Origin of the sequence: Sphingobium lactosutens (genome assembly GCF_013393185.1) — a bacterium.
In the GTDB taxonomy this organism is placed as follows: Bacteria; Pseudomonadota; Alphaproteobacteria; order Sphingomonadales; family Sphingomonadaceae; genus Sphingobium; species Sphingobium lactosutens_A.
Map to the genome: position 1 here is coordinate 23,964 of NZ_QJQX01000070.1, position 15,157 is coordinate 39,120.

Here is a 15,157-nt window from a genome sequence, read left to right on the forward strand (position 1 = left end):
AGTCAAATGGGATATGGTCGTAGGCGGGCGGCTCAGCTGCCCGCCGGGCGCTGGTCGCTATGGATCAGGCTGGGGACGATCGTCACGGCGCTTGCGGCGGGCGGTTTCGCCGGGGCGAAGGCCGGCATCGTCACATGCGGGGCCAGTTCCGGGATCTGCGTCCTGATCCGCTCCGCCACCGCGCTCGCCAACAGCCAGGCGCCGTAGTTATTATGATGCGTCTTGTCGGCCCCGCCGTCGTTGAAGGCGGTTGGCGCGATCTCCGGTCCCAGCGCTTCATAGATGGTGCGGCTGTCGGCATTGAGGTCGATCAGCGGCACGCCTTCCTCAGCCGCGACCTTGCGGACCGCTGCCGCATAGCTGCCCAGCGTATCCTTGATCCTGCCCTGCGCGTCGAAATTGCGTCGTTCGGGCGACGTCACCAGCACCGGATGCGCGCCGCGCCTCCGCGCCTCCGCGATATAGGTGCGCAGATAAGCCGGATAGGTGACGTCCGCGTCGACATAGGTCTGCGGCCATTCCTTCTTCTGGTCATTATGGCCGAACTGGATGAGGAGCCAGTCGCCGGCCTTCATCCCCGACAGCAGCTTGTCGAAGCGCAGGTCGGTCAGGAAGGATTTGAGCGTCGCGCCGGACTTGGCATGATTGGCGACCGCGACCTTGTCGTCCAGCAGCGCGGGCAGCATCTGCCCCCAACTGGCGGCCGGCTCGGCAAACTGGTCGGTCACGGTGGAATCGCCCGCCAGATAGAGCGTCGGCGCCTCGACCGGCGCGATCGTCACCGACGTCACCTGCGGCTTGCCCAGAAATTCCAGCGTCAGCTTGTCGTCCCACGTATATTCCTGCGAGTCGCGCAGGGTGAGCCGCACCTGCTGGCCGCCCGGCGCATTGGCTGGCGGCGGTGGCAGGGCTGGCGTGCGGATATTGACCAGAAAGCTGCGCTCGACAAACTGTCCCTTGCGGGTCGCGACATCGCGCAGCATCAGCCGCCGTGCCTCGGTCTTCACCGTCGTGTTGCCCGCCGCGCGCGCATCGCCCAACCGCACCGTCACCCGATAATTGCCCTCCGGCAGCGCGACCGAGAATAGATAGTCGGACGCGGTGCTGCCCGGTTCCATACCATGGCCGCCGGGTTGATAGGCTTGCTGGCGTAGCGGCGACGCAGCGTTCAGGTCGAACGTTTGCGGCGCGGCGGCGGCCGCCATCAGCAGGAGAAGGCTTGGCAGCATGGCGCGATAATCCTGTCAGCGAAAAGGAAAATGGGGGAATGCGCCGGGATGGGCGCATTCCCCCAAGACAGCCGCCCGTGCAGAGGCGGTGATTCGTGTGGTCCACATCGAACAGACGCGAGCGGGGCCAAATAACTCAAGGGATGACCCGTCCCATAAATTAGATGCATGGACCATATGGAGGGACTTTAAATATCGCAAGCCCCTTGTTCCTTAACTATAATATTTTTCACAATGTGGCACGAGCGATCATATAATGATTTTTGTAGCAAAGCTGCAAAGAATCCGCTACAATGGCTGACAGTTCCACATAGTGGGGCATCCGGCAAGACCGGATAAAGGGGAGGATATTTATGTTGCGCCACGTTACCCGTGCAGCCTTCGCACGTCGCAGCTCGACCATTGCCATCGCGTCGACCATGTTCATCGCCGGAACGGCCATCGCGCAGGACCAGTCCGCCGCGCCACAAGCGCCGGAGCAGGAAGCCGCCGACATCGTTGTTACCGGCTTCCGCGCCTCGCTCGACAGCGCGCTCGGCATGAAGCGCCAGGAAGCCGCCGCGATCGATTCGATCGTCGCCGAAGACATCGGCAAATTCCCGGACTCCAACCTTGCTGAATCGATGCAGCGCGTGCCGGGCATCGCGCTCCAGCGTGGCGACGGCGGCGAAGGGCGCAACATCTCGGTCCGCGGCCTTGGCCCCGCCTTCACCCGCACCCGCATCAACGGCATGGAAGGCACGTCGCAGACCGGCTCGTCCGACATCTATGGCGCGGGCAACAACGGCCGCAGCTTCGACTTCAACGTCTTCCCGACTGAAATCTTCTCGGCCCTGTCGGTGCGCAAGACGCCGTCGGCCGATGTGGAAGAAGGTTCGCTCGGCGCGACCGTGGACCTGAGCGCCCCCAAGCCGATGGATCAGAAGGAGGATTTCGTCCTCTCCATGACCGCGCGCGGCGTCTATAACGAACTGTCGAAGAAGGTCGATCCGCGCGCCTCGCTGCTGGTGTCGAAGAAATTCGGCGACAGCGGCTTCGGCATCCTCGGCTCGGTCGCCTATCAGAAGCGCCATATCCGCGAAGTCGGCTATTCGTCGGTGGACATCCTGTCGGCGAACACCAATGGCGGCTTCTGCTCGCCGATCGGCTTCACCCCGCAAAATCCGGGCGACAGCGCGCTCAAGGGAACCGACGCGCTCAACTGCTCGACCGGCAATCCGCGCACCAGCACCAGCGCCGCCTATCAGACCATCTATGATCTGCGCCGCGACGACCTGCCCAACACGCCGGGCAGCGGCGCCTTCCTGCCGCGTATCCCGCGCTACCTCAATTCGGAGCAGAATCAGGAGCGTATCGGCGGATCGCTGAGCCTTCAGTTCAACCCCGATGACGACACCGACATCTCGCTCGACATGCTCTATTCGCGCTTTGAGGTGACACGGCGCGACAATTATATCGCCGCCATCTCCTTCGCCCGCTCGGCCGCCAATAACGGCCAGCCGATGACTTCGGTGCGCGATATCGAGTTCGACGAGAATGGCTCGCTGGTGCAGGGTGTGTTCGACGGCGTCGACGTCCGTTCCGAAGGTCTGGTCGACCATTTCGTCTCGACCTTCAAGCAGGCGAACCTGAACTTCCGCCGTCGCCTGAACGACAGTCTGGAAGTCAGCGGCATCGTCGGTTTCAACCGCTCCATCTGGGACGGCAAGAAGCGCCTCCAGACCTTCATGGACGCGATCGACACCGATGGTTTCTCGATCGACTATAGCAAGGGCGGCACCACGCCGACGCTGGGCTTCGGCATCGACGTCAATGATCCGGCCAGCTTCAACTATGCGCCGGGTCGGGCCGACGGCACGGTGCTCGGGGGCTTCAGCTTCCAGGGCAAGCCGTCGAAGAACACGACCGACAACATGACCGCCGAAACCAACCTGAAGTGGACGGTCAGCGACGCCTTCTCGATCAAGGCGGGCGCGCAATATCGCCGTAGCAACTTCCTCTCCACCTTCCTGCGCCCCTACAATGCCGACACTGTCGTCCGTGCCTTGCCGGCCGGAACGACGCTGGCCGACATCACCACCACGATCACGGGCGTCGACAAGCTGTGGGGCAATGGCGCGCCGTCCAGCTGGGTCGCGATCGATCCCGACAAATGGGCCAGCACCTTCAACTTCGACGCGGTCCGCTATTGCGGCGTCGAATGCGGCGGCGGGCGCAGCCGGGTTCGCGAAGAAGTCATGAGCAGCTACCTCATGGCCAATTTCGACCTGCGCGATGCGATCGGCTTCGGCGTGCGCGGCGATGTGGGTGTGCGCTACGTCAAGACCGACATGCTGTCTTCGGGCTATATCACCGTGGCCAATGCCGCCTCGCCCACAGGGCTGGCCGGCCAGTTCGCGGCGGCCAGGAACAGCTATGATGATTGGCTGCCGTCGGCCAACCTCGTGGTCGAGCCGATCGACAATCTGCTCTTCCGTTTCTCCGGTGCTAAGGTGCTGGCGCGGCCCGAACTCGGCCTGCTGACGCCGACCAGCGGCGTCAATCCGGTCACGCGCGTCGGCAACGTCAACAATCCGTTCCTCGACCCGATCCGCGCCAACACCTTCGATGTCGCCGTGGAATGGTATTTCCGTCCCGGTTCGCTGCTCTCGGCTGCCTTCTTCTATAAGGATATCAAGAGCTTCATCCAGAATGTGAACAGCCAGATTCCGTTCAACCAGCTGGGCCTGCCCACTGCGCTGCTGGCAAACAGCAATACCGCGCCGGACGAGCTGTTCACCGTGTCGCAGCCCTTCAACACGCCGGGCGGCAAGCTCAAGGGCATCGAGCTGAACGCGCAGATTCCCTTCACCTTCCTCGATGGCTTCTTCAGCAATTTCGGCGTTTTGGCGAACTACACGCACGTCACGTCGAAGATCAATTATATCCTCGCCAGCGTGAACGGCGTGCCGACCGTGACGACCACGGCGGATCTGGTCGGCCTGTCGCCGAACACCGCTTCGGGCACGCTCTATTATGAGGATGACAAGTTCAGCATCCGCACCACGGGCAATTTCCGCGACCAGTTCATCCGCGGCATCCCGGCCTCGCCGGGCAGCGATCTTCAGGGCAATGCCAAGACCTTCTACATGGATGCGTCGGTCAGCTACAATGTCACCGACCGCCTGAAGATCATCGTCGAGGCGCAGAACCTGACCGACGAGCAGAACCGGCTCTATATCGACAGCCAGCGTCAGGACACGCTGTTCGAAACCCGGATCGGCCGCACCTTCACCTTTGGCCTGACCTACCGGATGTAAGCATTTCGATCCTCCCCCAACTGAAAGGGCGCGGCCACCCCGGTGGTCCGCGCCCTCTTTGTCTTCATGTCCTGTCCTATCGGCGGAAAGTCAGGTATATTCGGTTCTCACTTGACCGAAAATGTCCCGTGCCTGTTCGAAAATTTCAGGATCAGCGGGAAATGTGCGAAGTTAAGCGCAGCTTTTCCTATCGGCGCGGCCCGCTATAGCCCACCGCGCCGCCGATCTGCTCGGCCGACCGCATCACCTGTTCGGCGAGGCCGGGGCGCAGGTCGTCGGTCAGATAATGGGCTGCGCTGGCGATCGAGATGGCGATGCAGATCTGGCCCTTGGCATCGCGGATCGGCACCGCGATGGAGCGGACGCCGTCGCCCAGTTCGCTGTCATGCAGCACTTCGCCCCGCGCCTTGTGTCCACGCATTTCCTCCAGGAAGGCATCGATCTGCGCGCGGTCGGCCTTGCCGCCCTTCGCCTCGACATAGAGCCGCTCCCAAGTCGCTTCTTCCTCGTCCAGCAGCAGCGCCTTGCCGAGGCCGGTTTCCGCGACCGGGCGGCGGTCCCCCGGCGCGGTCGCGACGCGCAGCCGCTGCGTGCCGGTGACGCGATCGAGGTGGCGGGAATGGTCGCCCTCGCGCTTGCCGACGAAGACGCAGAAGCCGGTGCGTTCCGACAGCAATTCCATGAAGGGGCGGGCGACGCGCACATAGTCGATTTGCTCGGTCGCCAGCACTCCGAGCTGGAGCAGCTTGGGGCCGAGCGCGAAGCCATCGCGCGTGACCGCCAGATAGTTGCGCGACCGCAGCGCCTGCACCAGCCGGTGGGCGGTGGTCTTGCTCATGCCGAGCTTGCGGGCGAGATCGGCGGCGCGGATCGGTCCGTCGATCACCTCGTCCATGATGTCGAGCGCCCGCATCAGCGTCTGCGTCCCCTTGACGCCCTGTTCCTGTTTCTCGTCCGTGTCCTGCATGGTCGTCCCAATCCTGAAGGGCGTCCCACATGGCGGGTGCGTCCCATATATAGGAAGCATATTGACCATAACGGGGCGCTTGTCAGCAGCTTTGTTGCGGCCATGTGAAAAGGCCCGCCGGTCGCGGGACCGGCGGGCCTTTCAAGGTCCAGCGCTGACGCGTGGATCAATATTGGATGGTGACAGTCACCGCGCGGCGATTCTGCGCCCAGGCCGCTTCGTCCGATCCCAGCGCGGCCGGGCGTTCCTTGCCATAGCTGACGGTGGTGATGCGGCCCGGATCGATGCCGAGCGAGGCGAGATAGTTCTTGGTCGCATTGGCGCGGCGTTCGCCCAGCGCAATATTATAGTCGCGGGTGCCGCGTTCGTCGGCATGGCCCTCGATCGTTACGCGGACGGCGGGATTCTGCTGGAGCCAGGCGGCCTGGCTCTGGAGCGTGGCCTGGTCCTCCGCGTCGACATCATATTGGTCGAGGCCGAAGAAGATGCGGTCCGACGCGACTGACGCGATGAAGTCTTCCTGGCTGCCCTTGACCGGGCCGGACGGCGTGGCCGGGCCGGTCGGCGCGGTGGCGCCACCGGTGCCACCGGGGGCGGGGGGCAGTTCGGCCGGCGGCTTTTTCGAGCAGGCGGCGAGCGCGATGATGGCGGTGGCCATCAGCAGGGTGCGGGACAATTTCATCGGGAGTGTCTCCTTATTGCGCTGTCTGCCGCCCGCGCGGGGCGGCGAGAAAGGTCTGTGAACTTCGTTACGCTGTCAAGACGAATGGGTTCCGTCCTGCTTGGGATTTTGGGCTTGCGGAATGGCCCGGAATCTCAGGGCAGCAGCGGCCCCCAGGCCGGATCGGAACCAGCGAGCGGGGTCGGGATGCGGCGTTCGTTCACCCCGGTCAGGTCGACCTGCCACACCTGGCTGCTGCCTTGCTTGCCCGGCGTGGTGCGGAAATATTGCAGCACGCGGCCATTGGGCGACCAGGTCGGCTGTTCGTCCTGCCAGCCATTGGTCAGGATCCGCTCATTGTCCCCCGTTGGGGACATGACCGCGATCTTGAAGTCGCCCGACAGCTTGGTGAAGGCGATCAGGTCGCCGCGCGGCGACCATTCGGGCGTCGCATAGCGGCCGCCGCCATGGCTGATCCGGCGCTGGCCCGATCCGTCGGCGTTCATGACATAGATTTGCTGCCCGCCCGACCGGTCGCTTTCGAACACGATCTGGCGGCCGTCGGGCGAATAGCTGCCGCCCACATCGATGCCCGGGGAATTGGTGAGGCGCACCGGCGACCCGCCGCTGGCCGACACGCGATAGATGTCGGTATTGCCCGCCACCGCCATGGAGAAGAGGATGTTGCGGCCATCGGGCGACCAGCGCGGGGCGAAGGTCGCATTGTTGCTCTCCGTCACCAGCTTCTGCTGGCCGGTGCCGATGTCATAGACATAGATGCGCACCCGGCTGCCCAGATAGCTGACATAGACGATCGACTTGTAATCGGGCGAGAAGCGCGGCGTCAGCGCGATCGACTGGCCGTTGGTGATGAAACGGTGGTTGGCGCCGTCCGAATCCATGATGGCGAGCCGCTTCACGCGGTTATTCTTGGGACCGCTCTCGGCGATATAGGCGATGCGGCTGTCGAAGAAGGGGCTTTCGCCCGACAGGCGGGCATAGATGGCGTCGGCGCATTTGTGCGCGGCCCGCCGCCAGTCGCGCGGGGCGACGACATAGCCCTGCCGGGTCAGTTCCTGCTTCAGCGCCACGTCATAGAGGTAGCAGCCGACGGTGATGTCCGCCTCGCCGCCGGTGGTGCGCACGAAACCCTGCGCCAGCGCCTGATAGGCGCCCCATTTGTCATATTGGGGGAAGGTGACTTCGGGAAAGGTGATGGCGGGCAGGCCGCCCGGTCCCGACGGATCGAACAGGCCCGACCCCTTGAGGTCCGTCGCGATCACTTCGGCGATCTTGCGGCCCAGTTCGCTGGCGGTGCCGGCGGGCGTGCTGACATCCTGCTGCGCGGGGAGCGGCGGCACGGCGATCTTCAGATTGCTGTCGATCTCGCCGGTGACGTCGACCGAAAGCTGCGCCATGGCGGGCGCGGAAAGGGCGGCGGCCAGCGCAGCCGTGGCGAAAGCCAGGCGGCGGAGCAGAGTCGTCTTCATCGGTTCAGCCTCGCGTCAAAGCGGAGTGGCCGCAGCCATTTCCACTGGTCATAATATTCGGGCGGGAGATTGCGGAACGGCGCGGCGAGCTTGACCGCCTGGATTGCGCGCTCCGCATGGAGCCTGGCCTGCGGCTGGTTGCTGGCGGTGACGCCCAGCTGGTCGATCACCTCCGGCGTGCCGATCAGCCCCCCATTCTTGTCGAGCCGCACTTCCAGCAGCGTGACGAGCTTGTCGGCGTCGGCACCCGACGGTGCACGCCAGTGGGGCTTCAACTGCCGGCGGATTTCAGCGTCGAGCGCGGCCTTTTGCTGCGGTCCCAAGGCGGCGGCGGGGGAAGGCGCAGGCTGGCGCGGCGCGTCGGCCTTCGTGTCGATGCCCTTGAGGAAATCCTTGCCCAGCAGCGATCCCTTGGGCTTGTCCGCCTTGCCCGCGCCGGATGCGCGTGCGGGGGCGTCGCTCTTGGCCTTGGCGTCGCTCTTGCTCGGCTTGGACGGCGCGGCGGCGGCCTTGGGCTTTTCGGGCGCTGGCTTGGGCTGGGGTTTGGGCTGGGCCTTGGGGGCAGGCTTTTCGGGCGCCGGCTTGGGCTTGGCCGGGGTCTTAGCCACTTCCTTCTTCGGCGGGGTCGGCTTTGGCTGCGGCTTCGCCACCGGCTTGGGCGGCGGTGGAGCCGGGGTCGGCTTTGGCGGCGGGGGCGCCGGTTCAGGCTCCGGTGCTGGCTCCGGCAGCGGAGCGGGCTTGGCGTCCTGCGTCGGTCCCTCTTCCGGCGCGACGCTGGGCGGGGGCGGCTGGGTCGAGATTTGCGGTGCGGTCGATTGCAGCGCGACCTCATCCACCAGGCTCACGTCCATCGGCGGCGACTTCAGCTTCAGCGGGTTGGGCGTGGCCAGGAACCCGGCCGACAGCAGGCCGAACAGCAGGACATGTCCTGCCGTCGCGACGCCAAGGCCGATTTTTTCCGCGCGATCCATATAGCTGGCCTATGGTCCCTATTCTGAACCGCCGCTGTCCGAACCTGCGCTCGAACCGGCATCGGTGCTGACCAGCGAGACCTTGTTCAGGCCGGCCCGGTTCAGCTCGCCCATCACCCGCATCACCCGGCCATAGTCGAGCGCGGTGTCGGCGCGCAGGAAGATCTGCTGCGGTTCCGGCTTGCCGGCATTGGCGGAGGCGATCTCGGCCAGGCGGTCGGGCAGGTCGGTATCGCTGACCTGGCCGTCGTCGATGAAGATGCCGCCGTCGCGGTCGATCGAAATGACCGTCGGCTTGGCGTCCTGATCCAGTCCCTTGGCGCGGGTTTCGGGCAGGTTCACCGGCACGCCCGTCACCAGCAGCGGCGCCGTCACCATGAAGATGATCAGCAACACCAGCATGACATCGACCAGCGGCGTCACGTTGATATCCGCCATCGGCGCGCGATTGCGCCCGCGACGGCTGGACGGAGGGCCGGACATCGCCATTATCGCGCTCCCTGTTTTGCAGCGATGCCCAAGTTCATCGCTGCGCCTCCAACTCACGGCTCAAGGTCGAATAGAAGCCGTCGGCAAAGCGCGTCAGGCCCGATTCCAGTCGGTTGATGCCATGGCTGAAGCGGTTGTAGGCGATGACCGCCGGGATCGCCGCGAACAGGCCGATCGCGGTGGCGAACAGGGCTTCGGCAATGCCCGGCGCAACGACGGCGAGCGAACTGTTCTGCTCCGCCGCGATCGAGGTGAAGGCGCGCATGATGCCCCACACGGTGCCGAACAGGCCGACGAAGGGGGCGACCGATCCGATGGTGGCCAGGATATTGAGCCGGTCGGACAGGCGATCGACCTCGGCCGCGATCGTGCTCGACATCGACGTCGACAGGCGGTCGCGCGTCCCTTCGCGGTCGATCACCTTCTGCGCGGTCGAGCGGCGCCATTCGGTGACGCCGGCGGACATCACCTTGGCGGCCGGGAAGTCCGACTTGCCGCGCGATTCGTAGAAGCGGTCGATATCCTCCGCCTTCCAGAAATCCGCCTCAAACTTGCGGCTTTCCTTGCTCGCCTTGCGCAGGGTGACGCTGAAGCCGATGATCATGGCCCAGGTCCAGATGCTGGCCAGCAGCAGGCCGATCATCACCCCTTTGACGACGATGTCGGCCTGAAGGAACAGGGCGAGCGGGGAAATGGTCGCGGCGTCGGTCATCGCGCCGGCAGGCAGGTTGAGGGTCATGGGTGGATGTCTTCCCCTTGGCAAAGGCGGGTGAAAATGTCGGTCCAGGCTTTGGGTTGCCGTTGCGGACGGCCTTGCGGCGTCAGCCAGGCGACGGTGATGGTGGCGTGCGTCAACTCTTCTTCGCCCCGCATGACTGACTGCTGAATGGAACAGCTGGCCGCGCGCACCTCTGTCACGCGGCTGACCACCATCAGGTCGTCGTCCAGCCCGGCCGGGCGGCGGTAGCGGATCTGGAGGTCGGTGACGGCATAGACGCCGCTGCCGCCTTCATGTTCGCCGCGCTGGTCGATGCCGGCGATGCGCAGCATGTCGGACCGGGCGCGCTCCATATAGCGGAGATAATTGGCGTGGTAGACGAGGCCCGACAGGTCGGTGTCCTCGAAATAAATCCGCAGCGGGAAATGATGCACGGCGGCGACGAAGCGTCCGGTCGCCGGCGCTGGCATCAAGTCGGAAACAGGCATGGCGGGCTTTTAACCATGGCGACGGCCCGGCGCAAAGCCGGAAATGATGCATCTGCACCAATCCGTCGGTTGCGACTGCACAATTCATCGCCCCCCGGATTCCATAGGCGCCGCACTATGGCCGTCGGGCGGCGGCGCGGTTAAGGGGAAGGGGACGATTCAATAAGGAGAGACTGGGCATGACGGACATTCGCACGGTGGGCGTGATCGGCGCGGGACAGATGGGCGCGGGTATTGCCCAGGTCGCGGCGCAGGCGGGCTATGACGTCATCCTGTCCGACATTGACCTTGCCCGCGCCGAAAAGGGGGTGGCCGGCATCGCGAAATTGCTCGCCCGCGCGGTGGAAAAGGAAAAGATCAGCCAGGTCGATGCCGACGCCGCGCTCGTGCGCATCAGGCCGGTGGGCGAGATCGCGTCGCTTGCCGGTGCGCAGCTGGTGATCGAAGCCGCGACCGAGCGCGAGGAGGTGAAGTGCGCGATCTTTGCCAATGTCGGCCAGATCCTTGCGCCCGACGCGATCCTCGCCACCAACACCTCCTCCATCCCGATCACCCGGCTGGCGCAGGCCGCGCCCGACGCGGGCCGCTTCGTCGGCGTCCATTTCTTCAACCCGGTGCCGGTGATGGTGCTGGTCGAGGTCATTCGCGGCCTCGCCACCACGCCTGAGACGGTCGCGGCGGTCGAAGGCTTTGCCGCGAAGATCGGCAAGACGACGGTGCACGCCTTCGACGCGCCGGGCTTCGTCGTGAACCGAATCCTGCTGCCGATGCTCAACGAAGCGGTGTTCGTGCTGGGCGAGGGCGTGGGCAGCGTCACCGATATCGATCAGGGCTGCAAGCTGGGCCTCAACCATCCGATGGGACCGCTGACCCTGCTCGATTTCGTCGGTCTGGATACGGCTTTGGAAATCCTCAATGTTTTCCTCAGCACCACCGGCGATCCCAAATATCGCCCCGCGCCGCTGCTGGTGAAATATGTCGAGGCCGGCTGGTATGGTCGCAAGACCGGGCGCGGCTTCTACGATTATTCGGGGGCTGAGCCGGTCCCGACCCGCTGATCTTCCATCCCGATCCGGCTGGCTCGCAAAGCCGTCCGATCGACGCCCAGTCGCGCCGAAATCGCGCCGGGCGGGAAGCCTGCGACCTATCGATCTCCAACCGCGCCCGTCTAGGGCCACCCTGGGCGGGCAACCGGGCGACCTACGTCGCCCGGCGGGGCTGCCTGGCATGCATCGTTGGACGAAAACATTAACGGGCCGGCGGTAGGATATTCCGTCGGCATCGTTGAGAAAGAAGAGGTCGTACATGGCTAGGCTGGTAGGAACCAACCTCAAGAACAGTATCAAGGGGACTGCGCAGAACGACACCATCTCGGGACTGGACGGCGACGACCAGATCTGGGGCGGTTCGGGCGACGATTATATGGAGGGGAATGCCGGCAACGACACCCTTTATGGCGAGGCGGGCAATGACCGGCTCGATGGGGGGCTCGGCAACGACTATCTTTATGGCGGAAGCGGCAACAATATCGTGTCGGGCGGCGATGGCGCCGATACGATCGAAACCTATGACGGCCACGACCAGATATTGGGCGACGCTGGCAACGACACCATCCGATCGGGCGGCGGCCGTGACTATCTCGACGGCGGGGCCGGCGACGATATCATCTATGCCGGCGCAGGCGATGACGGCTTCGTCAACGAGATCAATCCCGCCACCGGCAAGCTGACGACCCAGGCGGTCGGCGGCGGCGCCGGCAATGACCGGATCTATGGCGAGGACGGCAATGACAAACTGAAGGGCCAGTCGGGTGACGACTATGTCTATGGCGGCCTTGGCGATGACCGTGTCGATGGCGGCGACGGCAACAATTATCTCACCGGCGACGCGGGCGACGACATCATCGTGTCCGAATGGGGGCTGGACAAGCTCTACGGCGGCGATGGCCGCGACAATCTCCAGGCCGGGGCGGGGAATGATTTCCTCGACGGCGGCAATCAGGACGACACGATGAGTGCCGAGGACGGCAACGACATCCTCTATGGCGGCGAGGGCAACGACCTTCTCTATGGTGGCTTCGGCGCCGACGAACTGCATGGCGGTGGCGGGATCGACAAGATCTTCGGCGAGCAGGGCGCTGACAAGATGTGGGGGGATGCCGGCGCCGACTGGTTCATCTTCAAGGGCGCGGGCGCGCTCGATGGCGGCGACAAGATCATGGATTTCCAGGACGGGTCCGACCGCATCGTGCTCGAAAAGCTGGGCGTGACCAAATTCTCGTCCAGTGGCGCGGCGGGCACCGTCTTCGCCCATGACGGCGCGTCGGGTCATGTCATCCTCGACGTCGTGACCTCCGCCGGCGCGGAATTCAGCATCGACGTCGCCAGTTCGGGCACGACGCTGACGGCCAGCCATATCTCGGCGGCGGACTTCATCTTCGCCTGAGACTGACGCTTCAGGGACGCCGCGCTCTCCGGTCCGGTGGGCGCGGCATCCTATCGGGGATAGGCGCTGTCCATATGGGCGAGGCTGCGGACGATCAGCCGTTCCAGCACCGCCATGTCGATCTGGTCGAGCCGCTTGACATAAAGGCAGCCCTTGCCGCGCCGATATTTGCCGAGCGGTACAAAATCCGCGTCCTCCAGCCCGGCGAGGTAGAAGACCAGTTCCGCCTTGCGCGGGGAAAAGCCGATCCGGCACATGTCGCCCTCGCGCTCGCTGTCGTAACGATAATGGTAGCGGCCAAAGCCGATGATGCTCGGTCCCCACAGGACCGGCGCTTCGCCCGACAGACGCGCCATCAGCGCCGTGACCGTCCGGCCGTCCGCCTGCCGCTCGGCCGGTTCGACCCGCGCCAGAAAATCCTCGACCGCCGCGTCGGTTTCCGTCGTCTTGATCCCCTGCGCCATGGCTTGCCTTTCCTGCCTGCCTCGCCTAGAGGCTAGCGCGTCATCTGGGGAGTAGCCAGCCGTTCCGATTGCCGGAGCGGGCCATGCGTCAACATATTTGGCCGAGAGGTCATGGCGTATGGGATGCGGTCGTTAAGCATCGCGCGTAAAAGTGGGCACCGGTTTTACGCCTACAGCGATGCGACAACGAACAGCCGCATCGGGCGAGACCAATGGCATCGGCGCTTTTCTGTCCGGCCGGGCGGGGAGGCGACGGTGGCATTGTGTCTGTAACCTTCGCCCGGCCCCGGAATAGATGATGGAAGCTCTCCTTACCTCCTCCGCGCTCGTCGCGCTCGCCGAAATGGGCGACAAGACGCAGTTGCTCGCCATGCTGCTCGCCACCCGCTTCCGCAAGCCGGTGCCGATCATCATGGGCATCCTCTTTGCGACGCTCGCCAATCATTTCCTCGCCGCGCTGGTCGGCCATTCGATCGCGGGCGTGCTGACGCAGCCCTGGTTCCGCTATGCCGTCGCCGCCTCCTTCATCGCCATGGCGGCATGGACGCTGATCCCCGACAAGATCGACGAGAATGCACCGCTCAAGGCGCCGTCCAAGGCCGGCGTGTTCGTCACCACGCTGGTCGCCTTCTTCCTGGTCGAGATGGGCGACAAGACGCAGGTTGCGACCGTGGCGCTGGGCGCGCGCTTCGACAATCTGCTGGCGGTCACGGCCGGCACCACGCTGGGCATGATGGTCGCCAATGTCCCGGCCGTGCTGTTCGGCGATGTGCTGGCCAAGAAGGTGCCGATGCGCGCCTTGCAGGTCGGCGCGGCGCTGCTGTTCCTGGCATTGGGCCTGTGGATGCTCGCTGACTTGCAGGGCTGGATCGGGTAAAAAAGGGCCAGCGCCGCACGCCTGCCGGTTGTCAGCGTGCGGCGGCTGTTGCAAGGGGATTGGCAGTCATTCCCCTGATCAAAATATAGGACGCGCGTGATGAAGGACAGTCTGGTTACGATCTTCGGCGGCGGCGGCTTTCTGGGTCGTCAGGTCGCGCAGGCGCTGATGGCGCGCGGCGCGCGTGTCCGGATCGCGCAGCGCGATCTGGCCAATGCGGTCAAGGTGAAGTCGCTCGGCAATCTGGGTCAGACCCAGTTCGTCGCCGCCGACATCCGCAAGCCCGCAACGGTTGCGCGCGCCATTACCGGCAGCGACATCGTCATCAACCTGGTCGGCGTGCTGAGCGGCGACTTCGACGCCTTCCATCATGAAGGCGCGGCCAATGTCGCGAAGGCTGCTGCTGCTGCCGGTGTCGATGCGCTGGTCCATATTTCGGCGATCGGCGCGGATGCCGCCAGCCCGTCGGCCTATGGCCGGTCGAAGGCGGCGGGCGAGGAGGCGGTGAAGGCCGCCTTCCCGACCGCGACCATCATCCGCCCGTCCATCATTTTCGGGCAGGAGGACCAGTTCCTCAACCGCTTCGCCCAGATCATCAGCTCCGCGCCGGTGATCCCGGTGATCGGCGCCGACACGAAGTTCCAGCCCGTCTATGTCGCCGACGTCGCACAGGCGATCGCCAACGCGGCCGAGCAGCCCGGTGTGTACGGCGGCAAGACCTTCGAGGTCGCTGGCCCGCAGGTGATGAGCATGAAGGATATCAACTGCTGGATCGCCAGGACGATCGGTCGCGACCGCCCGATCATCGAGGTGCCGGGCGGGATCGCCTCGTTGCTCGCCATGCTGCCCGGCGGTCCGATCACCCGCGACCAGCTCGCCATGCTCGGCCGCGACAATGTCGCCGCGCCGGGGTCCGAAGGGCTGGTTGCACTGGGTGTTGCGCCCACGCCGCTGGGATCGGTCGCCGACAAATGGATGGTCCGCTATCGCCGCCACGGCCGCTTCGCCGGTCGGGCCAAGGCCTGATCGACCCGGCGCTCGACGGGCCGATCATCGACC

Annotated in this window: 14 protein-coding genes and 1 riboswitch; of the genes, 5 read left to right on the plus strand and 9 right to left on the minus strand. The window is 64.9% G+C overall.

Going from position 1 to position 15,157, the window contains the following annotated elements; all coding sequences use genetic code 11:
- Positions 1–32: 32 nt before the first annotated feature.
- On the minus strand, positions 33–1,229 hold the full coding sequence (locus tag DM806_RS19055; RefSeq protein ID WP_179044738.1) for a rhamnogalacturonan acetylesterase: 1,197 nt from the start codon (positions 1,227–1,229) through the stop codon (positions 33–35).
- Positions 1,230–1,582: 353 nt separating this feature from the next.
- Between DM806_RS19055 and DM806_RS19060 the strand changes: the two genes are divergently transcribed.
- Complete coding sequence (locus DM806_RS19060) at positions 1,583–4,528, plus strand: TonB-dependent receptor (RefSeq protein WP_179044739.1); 2,946 nt, start codon at positions 1,583–1,585, stop codon at positions 4,526–4,528.
- Positions 4,529–4,715: 187 nt separating this feature from the next.
- Here DM806_RS19060 and DM806_RS19065 read toward each other — a convergent pair whose 3' ends face one another.
- The 7 genes from DM806_RS19065 to DM806_RS19095 form a co-directional block, all read right to left on the minus strand.
- Complete coding sequence (locus DM806_RS19065) at positions 4,716–5,495, minus strand: IclR family transcriptional regulator (protein WP_179044740.1); 780 nt, start codon at positions 5,493–5,495, stop codon at positions 4,716–4,718.
- A 166-nt stretch (positions 5,496–5,661) separates the two neighbouring features.
- Positions 5,662–6,177 carry a peptidoglycan-associated lipoprotein Pal gene (pal, locus tag DM806_RS19070; protein ID WP_179044741.1) on the minus strand — a complete coding sequence of 172 codons (516 nt, stop codon included), beginning with the start codon at positions 6,175–6,177 and terminating at the stop codon, positions 5,662–5,664.
- Positions 6,178–6,311: 134 nt separating this feature from the next.
- Positions 6,312–7,646, minus strand: a complete 1,335-nt coding sequence (tolB, locus tag DM806_RS19075) for a Tol-Pal system beta propeller repeat protein TolB (protein WP_179044742.1) — start codon at positions 7,644–7,646, stop codon at positions 6,312–6,314.
- Positions 7,643–8,617 (minus strand): cell envelope biogenesis protein TolA, encoded by a 975-nt coding sequence (locus DM806_RS19080; RefSeq protein WP_179044743.1) that lies wholly within the window; start codon positions 8,615–8,617, stop codon positions 7,643–7,645. The genes tolB and DM806_RS19080 overlap by 4 nt, the downstream gene beginning before the upstream one ends.
- A gap of 18 nt (positions 8,618–8,635) precedes the next feature.
- A complete protein-coding gene (gene tolR, locus DM806_RS19085; protein WP_179044744.1) occupies positions 8,636–9,106 on the minus strand; it encodes a protein TolR in 471 nt (156 codons plus the stop codon).
- Positions 9,107–9,140: 34 nt separating this feature from the next.
- Positions 9,141–9,845 carry a protein TolQ gene (tolQ, locus tag DM806_RS19090; protein ID WP_179044745.1) on the minus strand — a complete coding sequence of 235 codons (705 nt, stop codon included), beginning with the start codon at positions 9,843–9,845 and terminating at the stop codon, positions 9,141–9,143.
- Entirely contained in the window at positions 9,842–10,312 is a 471-nt protein-coding gene (locus DM806_RS19095) for a YbgC/FadM family acyl-CoA thioesterase (RefSeq protein WP_179044746.1), read from the minus strand. Before DM806_RS19095 ends, tolQ begins: the two co-directional genes overlap by 4 nt.
- A 179-nt stretch (positions 10,313–10,491) precedes the next feature.
- Here DM806_RS19095 and DM806_RS19100 point away from each other — a divergent pair, with 179 nt between their 5' ends.
- Positions 10,492–11,370, plus strand: a complete 879-nt coding sequence (locus DM806_RS19100; RefSeq protein ID WP_179044747.1) for a 3-hydroxyacyl-CoA dehydrogenase NAD-binding domain-containing protein — start codon at positions 10,492–10,494, stop codon at positions 11,368–11,370.
- Between the two features lie 247 nt (positions 11,371–11,617).
- Entirely contained in the window at positions 11,618–12,757 is a 1,140-nt protein-coding gene (locus DM806_RS27625; protein ID WP_179044748.1) for a calcium-binding protein, read from the plus strand.
- A gap of 50 nt (positions 12,758–12,807) precedes the next feature.
- On the opposite strand, the gene DM806_RS19110 is transcribed toward DM806_RS27625, so the two are convergent.
- On the minus strand, positions 12,808–13,221 hold the full coding sequence (locus tag DM806_RS19110) for a DUF1801 domain-containing protein (protein WP_179044749.1): 414 nt from the start codon (positions 13,219–13,221) through the stop codon (positions 12,808–12,810).
- A gap of 33 nt (positions 13,222–13,254) precedes the next feature.
- A riboswitch (yybP-ykoY riboswitch) is annotated at positions 13,255–13,422 on the plus strand.
- Between the two features lie 97 nt (positions 13,423–13,519).
- On the opposite strand from DM806_RS19110, the gene DM806_RS19115 reads away from it, so the two are divergent.
- Entirely contained in the window at positions 13,520–14,098 is a 579-nt protein-coding gene (locus tag DM806_RS19115) for a TMEM165/GDT1 family protein (RefSeq protein WP_179044750.1), read from the plus strand.
- A 99-nt stretch (positions 14,099–14,197) separates the two neighbouring features.
- The gene (locus DM806_RS19120; RefSeq protein ID WP_179044751.1) at positions 14,198–15,124 is read left to right on the plus strand and encodes a complex I NDUFA9 subunit family protein; all 927 of its coding nucleotides are present in this window, start codon (positions 14,198–14,200) and stop codon (positions 15,122–15,124) included.
- Positions 15,125–15,157 lie beyond the last annotated feature (33 nt).

Coding starts and splice junctions, on each gene's coding strand:
- DM806_RS19115 (WP_179044750.1), top strand. CDS start 13,520: ATGGAAGCTCTCCTTACCTCCTCCGCGCTCGTCGCGCTCGCCGAAATG.
- DM806_RS19095 (WP_179044746.1), bottom strand. CDS start 10,312: ATGCCTGTTTCCGACTTGATGCCAGCGCCGGCGACCGGACGCTTCGTC.
- tolB (WP_179044742.1), bottom strand. CDS start 7,646: ATGAAGACGACTCTGCTCCGCCGCCTGGCTTTCGCCACGGCTGCGCTG.
- pal (WP_179044741.1), bottom strand. CDS start 6,177: ATGAAATTGTCCCGCACCCTGCTGATGGCCACCGCCATCATCGCGCTC.
- tolR (WP_179044744.1), bottom strand. CDS start 9,106: ATGGCGATGTCCGGCCCTCCGTCCAGCCGTCGCGGGCGCAATCGCGCG.
- tolQ (WP_179044745.1), bottom strand. CDS start 9,845: ATGACCCTCAACCTGCCTGCCGGCGCGATGACCGACGCCGCGACCATT.
- DM806_RS19080 (WP_179044743.1), bottom strand. CDS start 8,617: ATGGATCGCGCGGAAAAAATCGGCCTTGGCGTCGCGACGGCAGGACAT.
- DM806_RS19100 (WP_179044747.1), top strand. CDS start 10,492: ATGACGGACATTCGCACGGTGGGCGTGATCGGCGCGGGACAGATGGGC.
- DM806_RS19060 (WP_179044739.1), top strand. CDS start 1,583: ATGTTGCGCCACGTTACCCGTGCAGCCTTCGCACGTCGCAGCTCGACC.
- DM806_RS19065 (WP_179044740.1), bottom strand. CDS start 5,495: ATGCAGGACACGGACGAGAAACAGGAACAGGGCGTCAAGGGGACGCAG.
- DM806_RS19055 (WP_179044738.1), bottom strand. CDS start 1,229: ATGCTGCCAAGCCTTCTCCTGCTGATGGCGGCCGCCGCCGCGCCGCAA.
- DM806_RS19120 (WP_179044751.1), top strand. CDS start 14,198: ATGAAGGACAGTCTGGTTACGATCTTCGGCGGCGGCGGCTTTCTGGGT.
- DM806_RS27625 (WP_179044748.1), top strand. CDS start 11,618: ATGGCTAGGCTGGTAGGAACCAACCTCAAGAACAGTATCAAGGGGACT.
- DM806_RS19110 (WP_179044749.1), bottom strand. CDS start 13,221: ATGGCGCAGGGGATCAAGACGACGGAAACCGACGCGGCGGTCGAGGAT.